This is a genomic window from Bradyrhizobium sp. 44, from assembly GCF_023073095.1.
Lineage (GTDB): Bacteria > Pseudomonadota > Alphaproteobacteria > Rhizobiales > Xanthobacteraceae > Bradyrhizobium.
On the sequence record NZ_JADPIY010000008.1, the window covers coordinates 591,122 to 606,575 of the forward strand.

General features: G+C 65.1%; 19 protein-coding genes. 14 read left to right on the forward strand and 5 right to left on the reverse strand.

The features are described from left to right. Position 1: 1 nt before the first annotated feature. The 4 genes from IVB41_RS04760 to IVB41_RS04775 all read left to right on the forward strand — a co-directional run bounded on the left by IVB41_RS04760 (position 2) and on the right by IVB41_RS04775 (position 2,941). Positions 2-1,156: an alpha-D-ribose 1-methylphosphonate 5-triphosphate diphosphatase gene (locus tag IVB41_RS04760; protein WP_247427271.1), complete on the forward strand. Its 1,155-nt coding sequence runs from the start codon at positions 2-4 to the stop codon at positions 1,154-1,156. Further along, complete coding sequence (gene phnN, locus IVB41_RS04765) at positions 1,153-1,749, forward strand: phosphonate metabolism protein/1,5-bisphosphokinase (PRPP-forming) PhnN (protein ID WP_247427273.1); 597 nt, start codon at positions 1,153-1,155, stop codon at positions 1,747-1,749. Before IVB41_RS04760 ends, phnN begins: the two co-directional genes overlap by 4 nt. Before the next feature lie 22 nt (positions 1,750-1,771). Then, positions 1,772-2,383, forward strand: a complete 612-nt coding sequence (locus tag IVB41_RS04770; RefSeq protein ID WP_247427276.1) for a pyridoxamine 5'-phosphate oxidase family protein — start codon at positions 1,772-1,774, stop codon at positions 2,381-2,383. Between the two features lie 354 nt (positions 2,384-2,737). Then, a complete protein-coding gene (locus IVB41_RS04775; RefSeq protein WP_247427295.1) occupies positions 2,738-2,941 on the forward strand; it encodes a hypothetical protein in 204 nt (67 codons plus the stop codon). Here the strand turns inward: IVB41_RS04775 and IVB41_RS04780 are convergent, their stop codons facing one another. From IVB41_RS04780 to IVB41_RS04795, 4 genes are all read right to left on the reverse strand, one after another. Further along, a complete protein-coding gene (locus IVB41_RS04780) occupies positions 2,942-3,445 on the reverse strand; it encodes a DUF6496 domain-containing protein (RefSeq protein ID WP_247427298.1) in 504 nt (167 codons plus the stop codon). A gap of 67 nt (positions 3,446-3,512) precedes the next feature. Next, positions 3,513-4,295, reverse strand: a complete 783-nt coding sequence (locus tag IVB41_RS04785; protein WP_247427302.1) for an alpha/beta fold hydrolase — start codon at positions 4,293-4,295, stop codon at positions 3,513-3,515. Positions 4,296-4,299: 4 nt separating this feature from the next. Next, positions 4,300-5,595, reverse strand: a complete 1,296-nt coding sequence (locus tag IVB41_RS04790; protein WP_247427323.1) for an O-acetylhomoserine aminocarboxypropyltransferase — start codon at positions 5,593-5,595, stop codon at positions 4,300-4,302. An 81-nt stretch (positions 5,596-5,676) separates the two neighbouring features. Further along, positions 5,677-6,477: an IclR family transcriptional regulator gene (locus tag IVB41_RS04795; protein WP_247427326.1), complete on the reverse strand. Its 801-nt coding sequence runs from the start codon at positions 6,475-6,477 to the stop codon at positions 5,677-5,679. Between the two features lie 131 nt (positions 6,478-6,608). Between IVB41_RS04795 and IVB41_RS04800 the strand changes: the two genes are divergently transcribed. The 6 genes from IVB41_RS04800 to IVB41_RS04825 are packed head-to-tail and all read left to right on the forward strand — an operon-like array spanning position 6,609 to position 11,210. Next, a complete protein-coding gene (locus tag IVB41_RS04800; protein WP_247427329.1) occupies positions 6,609-7,574 on the forward strand; it encodes a tripartite tricarboxylate transporter substrate binding protein in 966 nt (321 codons plus the stop codon). Positions 7,575-7,577: 3 nt separating this feature from the next. Further along, the gene (locus IVB41_RS04805) at positions 7,578-8,195 is read left to right on the forward strand and encodes a flavin reductase family protein (RefSeq protein WP_247427332.1); all 618 of its coding nucleotides are present in this window, start codon (positions 7,578-7,580) and stop codon (positions 8,193-8,195) included. Between the two features lie 42 nt (positions 8,196-8,237). After that, entirely contained in the window at positions 8,238-9,098 is an 861-nt protein-coding gene (locus IVB41_RS04810; RefSeq protein WP_247407057.1) for a fumarylacetoacetate hydrolase family protein, read from the forward strand. 3 nt (positions 9,099-9,101) lie between these two features. Beyond that, positions 9,102-9,905 (forward strand): 2-oxo-hept-4-ene-1,7-dioate hydratase, encoded by an 804-nt coding sequence (gene hpaH / locus IVB41_RS04815; protein WP_027565731.1) that lies wholly within the window; start codon positions 9,102-9,104, stop codon positions 9,903-9,905. A 23-nt stretch (positions 9,906-9,928) separates the two neighbouring features. Continuing rightward, positions 9,929-10,321, forward strand: a complete 393-nt coding sequence (locus IVB41_RS04820) for a RidA family protein (RefSeq protein ID WP_247285675.1) — start codon at positions 9,929-9,931, stop codon at positions 10,319-10,321. Between the two features lie 13 nt (positions 10,322-10,334). Next, the gene (locus tag IVB41_RS04825; protein ID WP_247427336.1) at positions 10,335-11,210 is read left to right on the forward strand and encodes an amidohydrolase; all 876 of its coding nucleotides are present in this window, start codon (positions 10,335-10,337) and stop codon (positions 11,208-11,210) included. 133 nt (positions 11,211-11,343) lie between these two features. Here the strand turns inward: IVB41_RS04825 and IVB41_RS04830 are convergent, their stop codons facing one another. Beyond that, positions 11,344-12,339 (reverse strand): LLM class flavin-dependent oxidoreductase, encoded by a 996-nt coding sequence (locus tag IVB41_RS04830; protein WP_247429028.1) that lies wholly within the window; start codon positions 12,337-12,339, stop codon positions 11,344-11,346. 235 nt (positions 12,340-12,574) lie between these two features. Between IVB41_RS04830 and IVB41_RS04835 the strand changes: the two genes are divergently transcribed. The 4 genes from IVB41_RS04835 (at position 12,575) to IVB41_RS04850 (ending at position 14,926) form a co-directional block, all read left to right on the forward strand. Beyond that, positions 12,575-12,997 carry an MgtC/SapB family protein gene (locus IVB41_RS04835; RefSeq protein ID WP_247427339.1) on the forward strand — a complete coding sequence of 141 codons (423 nt, stop codon included), beginning with the start codon at positions 12,575-12,577 and terminating at the stop codon, positions 12,995-12,997. Positions 12,998-13,132: 135 nt separating this feature from the next. Next, the gene (locus IVB41_RS04840; RefSeq protein WP_247427342.1) at positions 13,133-13,636 is read left to right on the forward strand and encodes a Twin-arginine translocation pathway signal; all 504 of its coding nucleotides are present in this window, start codon (positions 13,133-13,135) and stop codon (positions 13,634-13,636) included. 11 nt (positions 13,637-13,647) lie between these two features. After that, positions 13,648-14,268, forward strand: coding sequence for a ferric reductase-like transmembrane domain-containing protein (locus IVB41_RS04845; protein WP_247427345.1), 621 nt, complete (start codon positions 13,648-13,650; stop codon positions 14,266-14,268). A gap of 178 nt (positions 14,269-14,446) precedes the next feature. After that, positions 14,447-14,926 (forward strand): Crp/Fnr family transcriptional regulator, encoded by a 480-nt coding sequence (locus IVB41_RS04850; protein ID WP_247427350.1) that lies wholly within the window; start codon positions 14,447-14,449, stop codon positions 14,924-14,926. The last annotated feature ends 528 nt before the right edge of the window (positions 14,927-15,454 follow it).

The following is a 15,454-nucleotide window of genomic DNA, read 5'->3' on the forward strand; positions in this document are numbered from 1 at the left end:
CATGAACGCCAAGAAGGACATCGTGATCGCCAACGCCAGGATCGTGCTGGCGGAACGGGTGATCGAGCAGGGCTGGCTTGCTCTCGCCGATGGACGTATTGCCGAGATCGGTGAGGGCAGGGTGCCTGCGGGGGCAGAGGATGCCGGCGGCGATCTGATCATGCCCGGCCTGATCGAGCTCCACACCGACCATCTCGAAGCGCATTACGTGCCGCGGCCGAAAGTGTTCTGGAATCCGGTCGCCGCCGTCGTCTCCTATGACGGCCAGCTCGCGACGTCGGGCATCACCACGGTGTTCGATTCGCTCCGGGTCTGGCGCGAGGACGGCGCCGAAGAAGTCGACGGACGCGCCGGCACGCTCGCCGCCGCGATCACGACCGCGCGCGATGCCGACCTGCTGCGCGCCGATCACTTCCTGCATCTGCGCTGCGAAATCCCGATGCCGAGCGTGGTCGAGGAGGCCAGGGAGCTGATCGACCGTCCCGACGTGCGGCTGATGTCGCTGATGGACCACACCCCCGGCCAGCGCCAGTTCCGCGACGAAGGCAAGCTGCGCGACTATTATCGCGGCAAGGGCGGCGGCAAGACCGATGCCGAGCTCGACCAGCTGTTCGCGAAGCGTTTCGAGTATCAGAAGGCCTATGCCGCGACCAACATGCGCGAGATCGTGGCGCTGGCACACAAGTACAAGATCCCGCTGGCGAGCCATGACGATACCACCGAGGAGAACGTCGTGGACGCCGTGCGTGATGGGGTTTCGGTCGCGGAATTCCCGACCACGCTGGAGGCCGCGCGCGGCCTGCACGAGGCCGGCATCGACATCCTGATGGGCGCGCCGAACGTCGTGCGCGGCGGCTCGCATTCCGGCAACATCGCCGCGGTCGATCTCGCCCGCGAGGGCCTGCTCGACATCCTGTCGTCGGACTACATTCCCTCGAGCCTTTTGATGGCCGCGCTGCATTTGCCCGAGCATGTGCCCGCCATCAGTCTTGCGGCGGCGATCCGCACGGTGACGAAGGCGCCCGCGGAGGCCGTCGGCCTGTCCGACCGCGGTGAGATTGCCGTCGGCAAGCGTGCCGATCTGATCCGCGTGCATGTTGCCGGCAGCGTCCCCGCGGTCCGCAGCGTCTGGCGCGAAGGGAGCCGCGTGGCATGAGCGAGACCGTCACCATGGCGGCAGTGCAGACGGGCGCGATCGGGCCCGGGCGGCTCGTGCTCGTGGTCGGTCCCAGCGGTGCCGGAAAGGACACGCTGCTGCGGCTGGCGCGGGCGGCGTGCATCGAGGATCACGACATCGTCTTTCCGCGCCGCGTCGTGACCCGCGAGTCCTCGGCCGACGAAGACAATGTCGCGGTGAGCCCTGACGAGTTCCGCCGCGCGCTCGAGCGTGGGGATTTCGCCGTGCATTGGGAAGCGCATGGGCATTGCTACGCGCTGCCGCGCAACCTCAACGACGATATTCGTTCCGGACGCGCCGTCGTGGCCAATGTGTCGCGCACGGTGATCGGCGCGTTACGCAAAGCTTACGCCAACGTCGTGGTGGTCGCGATCACGGCGCCGCCGGATGTGTTGGCGCAGCGGCTTGCCGCACGCGCCCGGCACAGCGACGGCAATATCACGGAACGGCTGACGCGCAGCGTCGAGGACGCATCGGCGCAGGCCGACGTCACCATCCTCAACGCGGGCAGCGCAGAGTATCACGGCCACCAGCTTCTGCGCGTGATCAAGAACCAGAGCTGGCACGAATAGCCCGCGCAACAAGGAGACTGGAATGTCGGTGATTGAAACGGTCGAGCAGCTCGAGGCCATCTACGGCGTCACCAACGACGCCTCGACCGTGAAAGTCGCCGACCACGTCACCCCGCTCTATCGCGTCTTCATCGAAAGGGCGCCGTTCGCCGCGCTCGCCACCATCGGACCCGAGGGGATCGACTGCTCGCCGCGCGGCGATCTCTCCGGCTTCGTCCGCATTCATGACCCGAAGACGCTGATGCTGCCGGATCGCCGCGGCAATAACCGGGTCGATTCCTTGCGCAACATCGTGCGCGATCCCAGGGTGTCCCTGATGTTCCTGATCCCCGGCTCCGGCAATGCGGTCCGGGCCAATGGCCGGGCGCATCTTTCGATCGATCCCGAGCTGCTGGCCTCGTTCAAGGTCGAAAGCAAGGCGCCGCGCAGTGTCATGGTGATGACGGTCGACGAGATCTACTTCCAGTGCGCCCGCGCCATCGTCCGCTCCGATCTCTGGAATCCCGACAAGCGCATCGACCCCAAGACGCTGCCGACACCCGGCCAGATCCTCGCCGAGATGAGCGAGAACAAGGTCGGCGGCGCGGAATATGATCGCGCCTGGCCCGAGCGGGCGGCCGCGACGATGTGGTGATGCGTCTTCCCTTCTCCCGCAAGGGAAGAACTCATCGCGAGATGAATTCGTTTGCCTGCGCTCGCGCCCGGAGAAGTGCCGATGCGCGCCGGTGGCAATTATGGATGGCCATTTCATTGACCGATCGCGCTAAACGCTCGATATTCCAGGTATCGACACTGCTCCTCGAGCCGAAGCCGCGATATGAGAACCGATCACCAGCGCAGTAACAATGACATGCATGCGTGCATGACGCCGCGCTGTTTCTCAGCGGCCACCGGCGTCTGTTGTTGTTGCTGACCGCCGTCTTCTAGCAGCACCTCACCCAGCAAATCCCGAGACAGGAAACGCCGAGACCCCGGTGGACGAGCAGTCATGTCCAAAATTCAATCGAATGCCTACATCATCGAAATCCACGACCGCGCCGCCGGCATCGTCACGAGGGATACGCGCGGCTTCCGCTTCTTCTCCTCCGAGCGTCTGTTCGACAGCCTCGAAGGCCGGCAGTTCCGCTCGGCGCGCGAGGCCGAGCGTGCTGCACGCGCGGTGTTCTCCGAGCGGAGTCGGCGCGCGAACTGATCAGCTCCGGCGGCGCGCCCTGGTGCGTGCCGCCTTCTTTGCGGCGGTGGAGCGGGCCTTGGCACCCTTGGTGCGGCTTGCCTTGCGCGCGGTGGCTGAACGTGACGCGGCGGATCGCTGGCTCGCGGCACGCTTGCCCTGTTTCGACAGTGCGCTGCGTGATGCGGTCGAACGCGGCTCCTTCTTCAAAACCTTTTCGACGGCCCGCGCCACGCGCGGCTGGCGTTTCGGCGTGCGCTTGCCCTGCCCGACTTCATAGGCGTATTCGGCGCTGCGTCGCGTCGCCTTCTTGACGCGTCCTTTTCGCGGCGGCGGGAGATCGACGCCGGCGCGGCGCGCTTCGGACAGACCGATGGCGATGGCCTGTTTCGTCGAGCGCGCGCCATGCTTGCCCTTGCGGATCTTGTTGATCTGGTCCTTGACGAATTCGCCGGCCTGCGTGGTTGCCGATTTCCCGGCACGCTTGTCTTGCCTGGCTTTGCGAATGACTTCCTGTCTTGGCATGGTCCAGTTCCCTCTGCAATTCACAGGGATGTCTGACCGCAACGCGCAAGACGGACGATTGATCCTGTCAGTTCCTGAGCGCAGCCAGCAGGTCGTCCGGACGTTCGGCCATGATCATGTGACCGGCCCCCGGCACCACGACGGTCTTCGCATGCGGGATCGCTGCGGCAAGTGCCTTGCCGGCCTTCACCGGAGTCATCATGTCCCGCTCGCCGAGGATGAGCGTCGTGGGCACCGTCACGCTCGCGGCTGCTTGAAGCGCATTCGCGTAAGCATTGCAGGCTGATAAATCCCTGAACAGCACGCCCGGCTCGCAATGCTTCAACACGGCCTGCGCGCCGCCATGCATCCACAGGCCCGGCGCGAGGCTGCCGCCGAGCTCGGCGTTGAAGCCGAGGCCCCAGATCGAGACCATGTCGTTTGCATCCTGCGAATTGGCTTCGGCCGCCTTGAGCAGATCCGGGCCGACCGTCATGGTCGCGGCCGTGCCGATCAGGCTGAGCGCGGAGACCTTGTCGGGGTGACGTGCGGCCGTCTCCAGCGAGATCAGCGATCCCATGGAATGGCCGATCAGATGCGCTTTCTTAACTCCGGCCGCATCGAGCAGGGCCGCCGTCCAGTCGGCCATCTCGGCGATGCTGCCGAGCGAAGGTCCGGGGGAGCGGCCGTGACCGGGCAGATCAGGGGCCAGCACACCAAAGCCGTGATGGGCGAACCAGCGCGTGTGCAGCGCCCAGGTCGAATGATCGAAGCCGGCGCCATGGAGGAAGACGACCGCGGGCAGGGCCTTGTCGAAGTCGCGGCCGCCGGTTGCGACCAGCACCTCGGCGCCGTTGACGGAGAGTCTCATGTTGTCAGACCTTTTGCGAGATGCGCAGCGCCTGCGCGAGATCGTCGATGATGTCGCTTGCGGTCTCGATGCCGACCGAGAGCCGCACCAGCTCCTCGCCGATGCCGGAGGCCTTGAGCTGCTCGGCGTTCATTTGCTGGTGCGTGGTCGAGGCCGGGTGGATCACCAGCGTCTTGGCGTCGCCGACATTGGCGAGATGACTGATCATGCGCAGCGATTCGATGAACTTGCGCCCCGCGGGCCGCCCGCCCTTGATGCCGAAGGAGACGATCGAGCCGGCGCCGCGCGGCAGCAATTGCTTTGCGAGCTGGTAGTCCGTGTGGTCCTCGAGCGAGGGATGCAGCACCCAATCCACGGCCTTGTTGGCTTTCAGCGCTTCCAGCACGAGATGCGTGTTCTGGATGTGGCGGTCCATGCGCACGCCGAGCGTCTCGACGCCCTGCAAGAGCTGGAACGCGTTGGTCGGCGACAGGCAGGCGCCGAAATCGCGCAGGCCTTCGGTTCGCGCGCGCATGATGAAGGCGGCGGTGCCGAACTGCTCGTCGAAGACGATGCCGTGATAGCCGCCATAGGGCTCGGTCAGTACGCCGAACTTCCCCGACGCGCGCCAGTCGAAACGGCCGCCGTCGACGATGGCGCCGCCGATCGCGATGCCGTGGCCGCCGATCCATTTGGTCGCCGAATGCATGACGATGTCGGCGCCGAGCTCGATCGGGCGGCTGAGATAGGGCGTGGCAAAGGTGTTGTCGATCAGCAGCGGGATCTTCGCGTCATGCGCGATCGCCGCGACCTTCGGAATGTCCAGCACCTCCAGCCCGGGATTGCCGATGGTCTCGCCGATCACCAGCTTCGTGTTCGGCTTGATCGCCGCGCGGAAGGCGTCGAGATCGCGCGGTTTCACGAACGTTGTGGTGATGCCGAAGCGCGGCAGCGTGTGCGCCAGAAGGTTGATGGTGCCGCCATAGAGCGAGCTCGACGCGACGATATGGTCGCCGGCGTTCAGAAGCGTCGCGATGGCGAGATGCAGCGCGGCCATGCCGCTCGCGGTGCAGATCGCGCCGACGCCGCCCTCCAGCGCCGCGAGCCGCTCCTCGAGCACGCCCGTAGTCGGATTGGAGATGCGCGTATAGATGTGGCCGGCGCGCTCGAGGTTGAACAGCGCGGCGGCGTGATCGGAATCCTGGAACACGTAGGACGTGGTCTGGTAGATCGGCACGGCGCGGGCGCCGGTCGTGGGATCCGGATGCTGGCCCGCATGCAGGCTCAGGGTCTCGAAGGCGGGCGGGTTTGGCGCGGGCATGCGTGGCCTCGTTGCTCGGTCGGCGGAGGCGGCTCTTGTGCCACAAAAAGGCGCGCTGCGTCAGCCCATTGACAGCGGCGCCTAGCCCCGAATGGCCTGCTCGATGATGCGCGCTTCCCGCAGCAAGATCTCCGCGACCTCCTGTTCGCGGCGCGGGCCGAGCCTCGTCCGAACGGCGGAGACGGTCATCGCGGCAGCGGGGCGGCCGTCGGGCGTCTTGATCCAGGTCGAGATCGATTTCGTGCCTTGCACCAGACCAATTTCCCTCATGCCATACCCCAGCCGTCTTGCGGCGGTGACCTGGCCCAGCACTGCTGCGGCGTCGGTCCGGTAGGCCTCCAGTCTCTTCTCGTTGGCCGCGACGATTTTCCGGGCGTCCTGCGCCGGCATCGCGGCGAGGATGGCAACGCCTGCGCTGGAGACGCCGAGCGGTCGACGCGCGCCGACCTCGATCGACAGCACCTGGATCGGATAAACGCCGATCCTGCGATCGACGCACAGCGTGTCGTTGCCGGTCCGCACCGTCAGGAACAGCGTGTCGCCGATCTCGGTCGACGCACGTTGCAGCGACGGATTGGCGGCGATCAGCAGCCGCGACGGCCGGGCCCGTGCGAGCGCGAGCTCCGGCACCTGGTTGCCGATCGCGTAGCGGCCGGTCCTGTCATGCCGTTCGACGATGCCTTCCTCGATCAGCACGTGGACGATGCGGTGCACGGTCGGGCGGGTGAGGCCGGTCGCCCGCACCACCTCGGCCAGTGGCACGCCCTCTTCGCGGCCCGCGGCCAGAATTCGCAGCACCGCGAGCGCGCGCCGGATCGCCTGCGCGCCCTGTCGCGGCTCGGTCATGCGGCGGGTGGATTTTGCGGAAGCGGCCTTGTCCATAATATGGACAAGAACGCCACAATTTCCTCGACAGGTAAAGCGCGCATCTGGAGATTGCGCTCCGAATCGAGATGCCGTGTACGACGTCAGGCAAATCGACGTAAAATTGGAAGCGCCGCCGGGAGGTTAACATGAGATTAATCTGGATTGCCATAGCTGCCGCAGCGGCGATGTTGACGGGACCGGCGTCGGGCCAGCAATGGCCGTTGCGCAACGTCAAGCTGATCGTGCCCTATCCGGCCGGCGGCAATGTCGACAGCGCCGCGCGCATCATCGCCGACAAGCTTCAGGAAAAGCTCGGCCAGCCCTTCATCATCGAGAACAAGGCGGGTGCCGGCGGCATGATCGCGGGCGAGGCCTTCGCGAAATCCGTGCCCGATGGCTACACGCTGTTCGTCGGCGCCAACGGCCCGGTGCTGTTCGCGACCGAAATCAACAAGCGCGACGCCTACAATTGGAAGAAGGACTTCCTGCCGATCACGACGATCTCGATGACGCCTCTGGTGCTCGAGGTGCATCCGTCGGTGCAGGCGACGAATTTCAAGGAATTCATCGATCTCGCCAAGCGCGAGCCCGGCAAGCTGACGATGGCCTCGCCCGGTCCCGGCACCACCAACCATCTGCTCAGCGAGCTGATGCAGTCCAGCCTCGACCTGCAATGGGTGACCGCGCACTATCGCGGCAATGCGCCCGCGGTCAACGATCTCCTGGGCGGGCAGGTGCAGTTCGCGTTCGACCAGCTCACGGTAAGCCTGCAGCACATCAAGGCCGGCCTGTTCCGGGCGCTGGCCGTCACCAGCCCGCACCGCCTGAAGTCGCTGCCCGACGTGCCGACCTTCGCTGAGCTCGGCTACAAGGATTTCGACGGCCAGACCTTCACCGGCCTGTTCGCGCCGGCAGGCACGCCGGCGCCCGTGATCGACAAGCTGCACGAGGCGCTGACCGCGATCCTGAAGGATCCCGCCGTGGTCGACAAGTTCGAGAAGCTCGGCGGCGAAGCCGTCGCGATGACGCCCGACGAATTCAAGGCCTATCTCGAGCGTGAGGACGCCAAATGGATTCCGATCGTGCGCAAGGCCAACATCAAGGCGGATTGATCGATGCGGATCGACCCCACCGAGCTCGGCGCCGAGCGCATCTACCGGCTGATGACCGGCATCGTGGTGCCGCGTCCGATCGCCTGGGTGACGAGCCTGTCGCGCGCGGGCGTGCTCAACCTCGCGCCGTTCAGCGCCTTCACCTTCGTCTCGCAGAAGCCGCCGATGCTCGCCATCAGCGTCGGCCGCAAGGGCGCGGACTACAAGGACACTGCGCATAACATCCTCGACACCGAGGAATACGTCATCCACATCGCCGATACCCCGCTGATGCAGGCCGTGCACGACTCATCGGTCGAGCATCCGCCTGAGATCAGCGAGGTCGCGGAGCTTGGCCTTGAGACGATCCCGAGCGAGCGCATCAAGGTGCCGCGTCTTGGCATTGCACCCGTTGCGATGGAATGCCGCTTCCGGCAGTGCCTCGAATTCGGCGATGCCCGCAGCCGCCTCATCGTCGGCGAAGTCGTGATGTTCCACCTCCGCGACGGACTCGTGAACGACGGCAAGGTCGAGACCGCGGCGCTCGATCCGATCGCGCGCATCGGCGGGCCACGCTACGCCCGGCTCGGCGAGATCGTGACGCTGCGTGGCGTGTTCCAGACCCCCAAATCGAAAAACTGAACGCGCTGCCCGGCCGCACCTCAAGACCATTGGAGAACGACCATGCGACTCATAAGCTATCTCCTGGACGGAGAGCCGCGCTATGGTGCCGCCATCGAAGGCGGTGTCGTCGATCTGACCCGGCGGATCGGCCGCGACTTCTCCGATGTGAGGGCGCTGATCGCGGCCAATGCGCTGGCCGACGCGCAGGAGGCCGTCGCCGGACAAAAGCCGGACTACGCGCTGGACAATCTCGTGCTGCTTCCGCCGGTGCTCGCGCCGGAAAAGCTCTGGTGCATCGGCGTCAACTACGCCGAGCGCAATGCGGAGTATAAAGACAGCTCCGACCTGCCCAAATATCCCAGCCTGTTCGTGCGCAGCATGTCCTCGATGACGGGCTCCGGCCAGCCGCTGGAAAAGCCTCATGTGTCCGACCAGCTCGATTACGAAGGCGAGCTGGTCATCGTGATCGGCCGGGGAGGCCGCCACATCCCGCGCGAAAAGGCCTGGGCGCACATCTTCGGCATGACCTTGTGCAACGAGGGCACGATCCGCGACTGGCTGCGTCACGGCAAGTTCAACGTCACGCAGGGCAAGAATTTCGACCGCTCCGGCAGCATCGGTCCCTGGATCGTCACATCGGACGAGCTCGATCCGCGCGGGCCTCATGACATCATCACGCGCGTCAACGGCGAGGTGCGACAGCAGGACACCACCGAGCGGCTGATGTTCCCGTTCGACTTTCTGATCTCCTATCTCTCGACCTTTGCGACGCTGAAGCCCGGCGACATGATCGTGACGGGCACGCCGACCGGGGCGGGCGCCCGCTTCGACCCGCCGCGCTGGCTGAAGGTCGGTGATGTCGTCGAGGTCGAATCCAGTCGCATCGGCGTGCTGCGCAATACCGTGGCCGCGGAGAGTTAAGCCATGCTGGATACTGCCACGATCGAACGCCTTGCCGCGCGCCTCGACGAGGCCGAGCGCACCAAGACGCTGATCACGATGTTCACCAAAGACTATCCCGATTTCAGCATCGAGGATGCCTATGCTGTTCAGCGCGCCTGGACAAAACTCCAGCTCGGACGCGGCCGGGTCATCAAGGGCCACAAGATCGGCCTGACCTCGAAGGCAATGCAGAACGCGGTCGGCATTTCGGAGCCGGACTACGGCGTGCTGTTCGCCGACATGTTCTATGCCGATGCCACGCCCATTCCGTTCGACCGCTTCCACGCGCCGCGCATCGAGGTCGAGCTCGCCTTCGTGCTGAAGGCGCCGCTGCGTGGGCCCGATTGCACCATCTTCGATGTGCTCAACGCCACCGACTACGTCACGCCCGCACTGGAGATTCTGGAGACGCGCATGCACCGCGTCGATCCCGAAACGGGCAAGGCGCGAAAGGTCATGGACACGATCTCGGACAATGCGGCGAACGCCGCGCTGGTGCTCGGCGGCCGGCCGTTCCGTCCGATGGACGCGGACATGCGCTGGATCGGCGCGCTGCTGTTCCGCAACGGCGAGGTCGAGGAAACCGGGCTGGCCGCCGGCGTGCTCAACCATCCCGCCAACGGCATCGCCTGGCTCGCCAACCGCCTCGCGCCGCATGACGAGCATCTCGCCGCCGGCGAGGTGGTGCTGGCGGGATCGTTCACGCGGCCGGTCGACATCCGCCGCGGCGACACGTTTCATGCCGACTATGGCGCGTTCGGCTCGGTGTCGTGCCAGTTCGTCTGAACCAAAGCAAGAGGGAGCGCATCATGACCGGTCACACGCGGCGCAAGAGCATCCATATCGGCGGCTTCAAGCACGCCAACCCGATTCCGAACGCCTGCCGCATCGGCAATCTCGTGATGTCGGGCGTCATCCTCGGCCGCGATGCGGCTGGCGCAATGCCCGAGAGCCTGGAGGCACAATGCGCCAATATGTTCGCGCATATGAAGGCGACGGTTGAGGCCGCCGGCGGCACCACCGACGACATCATCAAGATGACGGTGTGGCTGAAAGACCGTACGCAGCGCGGGCCCGTGAATGTCGAATGGTTGAAGATGTTTCCGGACGAGCATTCACGCCCGGCGCGCCACGCGCTGCCGATGGACAACATGGATGGCGGCGCGCTGGTGCAGTGTGACTTCACCGCAATGATCGACTGAGGGAGTTTCGCGTATGCCGACCTATCTGCCGTTCGACCCGAACCCGCGCCGCCCGGTCAAGGCGCCGCCGCCCAAAACCGTCGACAGCCAGTTTCACGTGCTCGGCCCCATCGACAAATATCCGGAACGACCCGGTGCGGCCTATCGGATGCCGACCGCGACCTGGGAAGCGGCGCTGCGCGTGCACAAGACGCTCGGCATCGAGCGCGGCGTCATCGTGCAGACCACCACCTATGGCGCCGACCATGCCGTCGTGCTCGACGGTCTCGCCGCGATGGGCCCGAACTATCGCGGCTGCGCCAACGCGCTGGTGTTCGCGGAGGCGAACGACGCATATCTCGCCAAGCTGCATGATGCTGGGGTCCGCGGCGCGCGCTTCAGCTTCCGCCAGGAGCTCGGCGCGGTGCTGTCGGATGCCGATTTCGCCCGCGCCATTGCGCGCATCCGCGAGCTCGGCTGGTACGTCAAGATCCAGCCGGAGAAGGACGGCATCATGTCGAGCGTCGCTAAATACGAGAATCTCGACGTGCCCGTGCTGATCGACCACATGGCACGGCCCGATCCGGAAGCCGGCAGAAACGATCCGAACCTGCGCAAGATGCTGGAGCTGCTCGCCAAGGGCAATTTCTGGGTGATGCTGTCGCTCGGCGAGAAGACCTCGAAGCTTGGGCCGCCCTACGACGACGTCATCCCGATCGCGCGCGCCTATATCGAGGCAGCCGTCGACCGCTGCGTCTGGGCCAGCGACTGGCCGCATCCGGTCTCGGTGAAGCAGCCGCCCAACGACGCCGATCTGCTCGAGCTGATGTACCGCTACGCAGCCGATCAGACCGAGCTGGAGAATATCCTGGTGCACAATCCGGCAAGGCTGTTCGGCTTTCCGGATTAGGACGACCCGTCATTGCGAGGAGCGGAGCGACGAAGCAATCCAGACTTGCTTCCGCAGAAGCACTCTGGATTGCTTCGCTGCGCTCGCAATGACGGACGCGCCATTGCCAAGTCGACCGCGCCAGACTCTGCCCTCACCCCGCCAGCCGATCCCTTACCGCAGCTGCGATCTCGAACGAGCGCAGCCGCGCGGCGTGATCGTAGATCTGCCCCGTGGTCATCAATTCGTCAGCGCTTGTCTCAGCGATCAGCGCCTTCAGCTTCTGTTCGATCACTTCAGGCGAGCCGACCGCCGAGCAGGACAGCGACTGGCCAACCATCGCCTTTTCGGCCGGCGACCACAGCGCGTCCATGTCGTCGACCGGCGGCGGCAGCGGGCCGGGCGTGCCGCGGCGCAGATTGATGAACTGCTGCTGCAGCGAGGAGAACATGCGCTGCGCGTCCGCGTCGCTGTCGGCGGCGAACACGTTGACGCCGACCATCGCGTAGGGCTTGTCGAGCTGTGCCGAGGGCTCGAACCGCGCGCGATACTCCCGCAGCGCCGGCATCATCATCTGCGGCGCGAAGTGTGAAGCGAACGCGAACGGCAGGCCGAGCATGCCTGCGAGCTGCGCGCCAAAAGTGCTGGAGCCCAGGATCCACAGCGGCACCTTCGTCCCCATGCCCGGCACGGCGCGTATGGTCTGGTTCGGCTGCACGTCGCCGAGCAGCGCCTGCAGCTCCAGCACGTCCTGCGGAAAATTCTCGGAGCTGGTGGCGAGATCGCGCCGCAGCGCCCGCGCGGTGAACTGGTCGGTGCCCGGCGCCCGGCCGAGCCCGAGATCGATCCGCCCGGGATAAAGCGAGGCCAGCGTGCCGAACTGCTCGGCGATGACGAGCGGCGAATGGTTCGGCAGCATGATCCCCCCGGAGCCGACCCGGATCGTCTTGGTGCCGCCCGCGACATGCCCGATCACCACCGACGTCGCCGCACTCGCGATGCCCGTCATGTTGTGATGCTCGGCCAGCCAGAAGCGCTTGTAGCCCCAGGCTTCCGAATGCTGCGCGAGATCGAGCGAGTTACGGAACGCTTGTGATGCGTCGCCGCCCTGTCGGATGGGAGCGAGGTCGAGCACGGAGAAGGGGATCATGGGCGGGTCCGGATGGAGCATGCGATCGAAACGTGGACTCGACATGTAGGAGCCGGCCCCGGGAATACCAGCCGAAACGATCATGGTGCTGCGCCGGCGGCTCCATTGCGTGGAGGCGAAGCCATCGCTGCGCTGAGGCATGCGGCAAATTCGCCTGCATGGAAACCGCGGGCCGCATTGCGGCGTTGCCGGCCGGTTTGATCAATGGCTACGATTTTCATTTCGGGGGCTTTCTTTGGACAGATTCAACATCGGCGTTCATGTCGTCGCGCTGGCTGCGGCCTTCGCGCTCGCCGTTCCCATTGGCTGGGACCGTGAGAAGCGGGCGCGAAGCGCGGGCTTGCGCACCTTTCCGCTGGTCGCAATGGCAAGCTGCGGCTTCGTGCAGGCCAGCGAAAGCCTGCTCGTGCATTCGCCTGACGGGATGGCAAAAGTGATCGAAGGCCTCATCACCGGCATCGGCTTCATCGGCGGTGGCGCAATTCTCAAGCAGGGGAATTCGGTGCAGGGGACCGCGACGGCCGCGAGTCTCTGGGCGACCGGTGCCATCGGCGTTTCCGTCGGGCTCGGCGCTTTTGATGTCGCGGTGACGGTCGCCGTGTTCACGTTCCTGACCCTTCGCTTGTTGGCGTTGGTCAAGGAAGACGACGATCACTGATGCAGGTGCGAGCGGTCTGCACCCCCGTTCACAACACCGTCATTGTGACCCGTTGCGGCCCCCGGCCCAACTGGGCGTCGGGCGCCTGTTGTTGTACACTCACTGAGCATTGGACGCTCGCCAGGAGGAACCAACATGACCACGGTCGTACTCAATCGCCGGAGCCTCCTCGCCGCGGGCGGCTCGATCCTCGCAACCGGGCTTTTGGCAACCGGCGTTCCCGGCCTGCTGTTGCCTGTCCGCGCGGCCGGCCTCGCGCCGACCGAGACAATGTCGGGCGGCGCGAACAACTACCGTAAGGGCGCGGCGATCGTGGAGCGGATCGGCAAGGGCGGCTTCTGGATGAGCGGCACCGTGCGCCGCGCCGGCGACGGGGCGCCGCTCGCAGGCCAGCGCATCCAGATCTGGGCACACACCACGGAAGGGCAGGAGCACGAGCCGCAGAGCCATGGCGCCACGCTGACTGACAAGGACGGCAAGTTCCGGCTCGAGATGCCGCAGATCATTCCCATCTTCGGCCAGCCGCATGGCCACCTCGCCTATGACAGCGGTGAGTTCAAGACGGTCTTTCTGCGGCCGATCATGCGGAGCGCAAAGGAAACCAGCCTCGAGGCGCACTTCGTCCTGCAGTCGGCCTGATCGCATTGGAGATGACGGGGCGAAGATCGGCCCGGGCGCCCCTGATCTGGCTCGCCCTTGCCTTGGCCATTTGCGTGCCGATCGCGCTCGCTGCGGGAAGCGAACAGCTCGCATGGCGCGGTCCGGTCTACATCCTCGCGGGCTTCGCTGGCATCGTCGCGCTCGGTCTCGTGCTCGTTCAGCCCCTGCTGATCGGCGGATACCTGCCGGGACTGTCGGCCTATCGTGGCCGGCGCGCCCATCACTGGATCGGTGGCACGCTGGTTCTGGCCGTCATGGTCCACGTCGCCGGCCTCTGGATCACCAGCCCGCCCGACATGATCGACGCCCTGACCTATACGTCACCGACGCCGTTCTCCCCCTTCGGCGTGACCGCCATGTGGGCCATCTTCACCGTCGCGCTTCTGGCGCTGCTCCGGCGGCGCTTGGGATTGCGGCTGCGCACCTGGCGCATCGTCCATCTTCCCCTCGCGGTCATCATCGTCGCAGGCAGCGTGGCCCATTGCCTGCTGATCGAGGGAACGATGGAGACGATCTCGAAGGCGGCGCTGTGCGCAGCTGTGCTTGCGGCGACCGTCAAGGTGCTGGTTGACCTCTGGAGAAGGCGAACGTTGCGCGGCGAGAGTGCGTAGGATGGGTAGAGCGAAGCGAAACCCATCGCACTTGGTCTAGGCGGAAGCATGATGGGTTTCGCAAGTGCTCTACCCATCCTACGAAATTTCGCCGACCGCCTTGTTCCAATACGTTCGGCGTCGTCAGCGCCGATCTGCTCTGCTTGCCGCAGATGGCCATGAAGATTATCCTCACGAGATGGCCGTCAGTGTCCCCGACGTGAAGGCATTCCTGCTCGCCACACCGTTCTTTGGCGGTATTCCGGATCAAAGTCTCGACCTCCTGATGTCGATGCTGGTCGAGTGCCGATTTGATACCGGAGTAACCGTCGTGACGGAGGGCGAGCCTGGACGCTCGCTGTTCATCGTCAAATCCGGTCGGCTGGCGGTGAGCAAACGGGCGAATGCGGGCAACGTCATCCCGATTTCCGTTCTGGAGCCCGGCGACTTCTTCGGCGAAATGACGCTGATCGAAATGCAGAATCGTTCTGCCACGGTCGTCGCGGAGAGTCCGACCGTGCTCTACGAGCTCACCGCCCAGAAGCTCTACGCCTGCTACAAGGCCGACATCCACGCCTATGTGATCATCCTGCAGAACATCAATCGCGAGCTTTGCCGACGGCTACGCCGCTCCGACGATCGCTTCGCCGGACAGAAATTGGGTGAGGACAGTGCGTAGGATGGGTAGAGCACTTGCGAAACCCATCATGTTTCGCCACCGCACGATACTTCGATGGGTTTCGCTTCGCTCTACCCATCCTACGAGTTCGCGATCAAGCATGCTTGGCCACCGAACAATTCCTTAGCTGCGCCAGGACTTGACGAGGCGGGTGGCGCTTTTGGCCCCTGCAACTCCACCCAACGAGGATTCCAAGGAGCACAACGAGCGTCCATCGCTGTGAAATGCCTCCCTGTACGCCACCTAGAAACGAGGTCCCGATCAGCATAGCCGCGAATCCGAGAACGGCTCCGCCAAGCGTGAAGCCCACCAATCGCGCGAGCAGGGCGATCAATGACGTCCGTTTCACGTCACTCATTTTTTGCGATGCCCCATTTTGTGCCCGGCTCCGGGATGATTCGCATTTGGCCAAGCATCCCTTTCCATCCACAGTTCGGACATAGAACCGCGGCTCTTTCGCCGTCGTGAGGATTTGCGCCTCCTTGATAGTCAAAGCCAGGGCTTTGACATTCTGGGCAACAACCCACC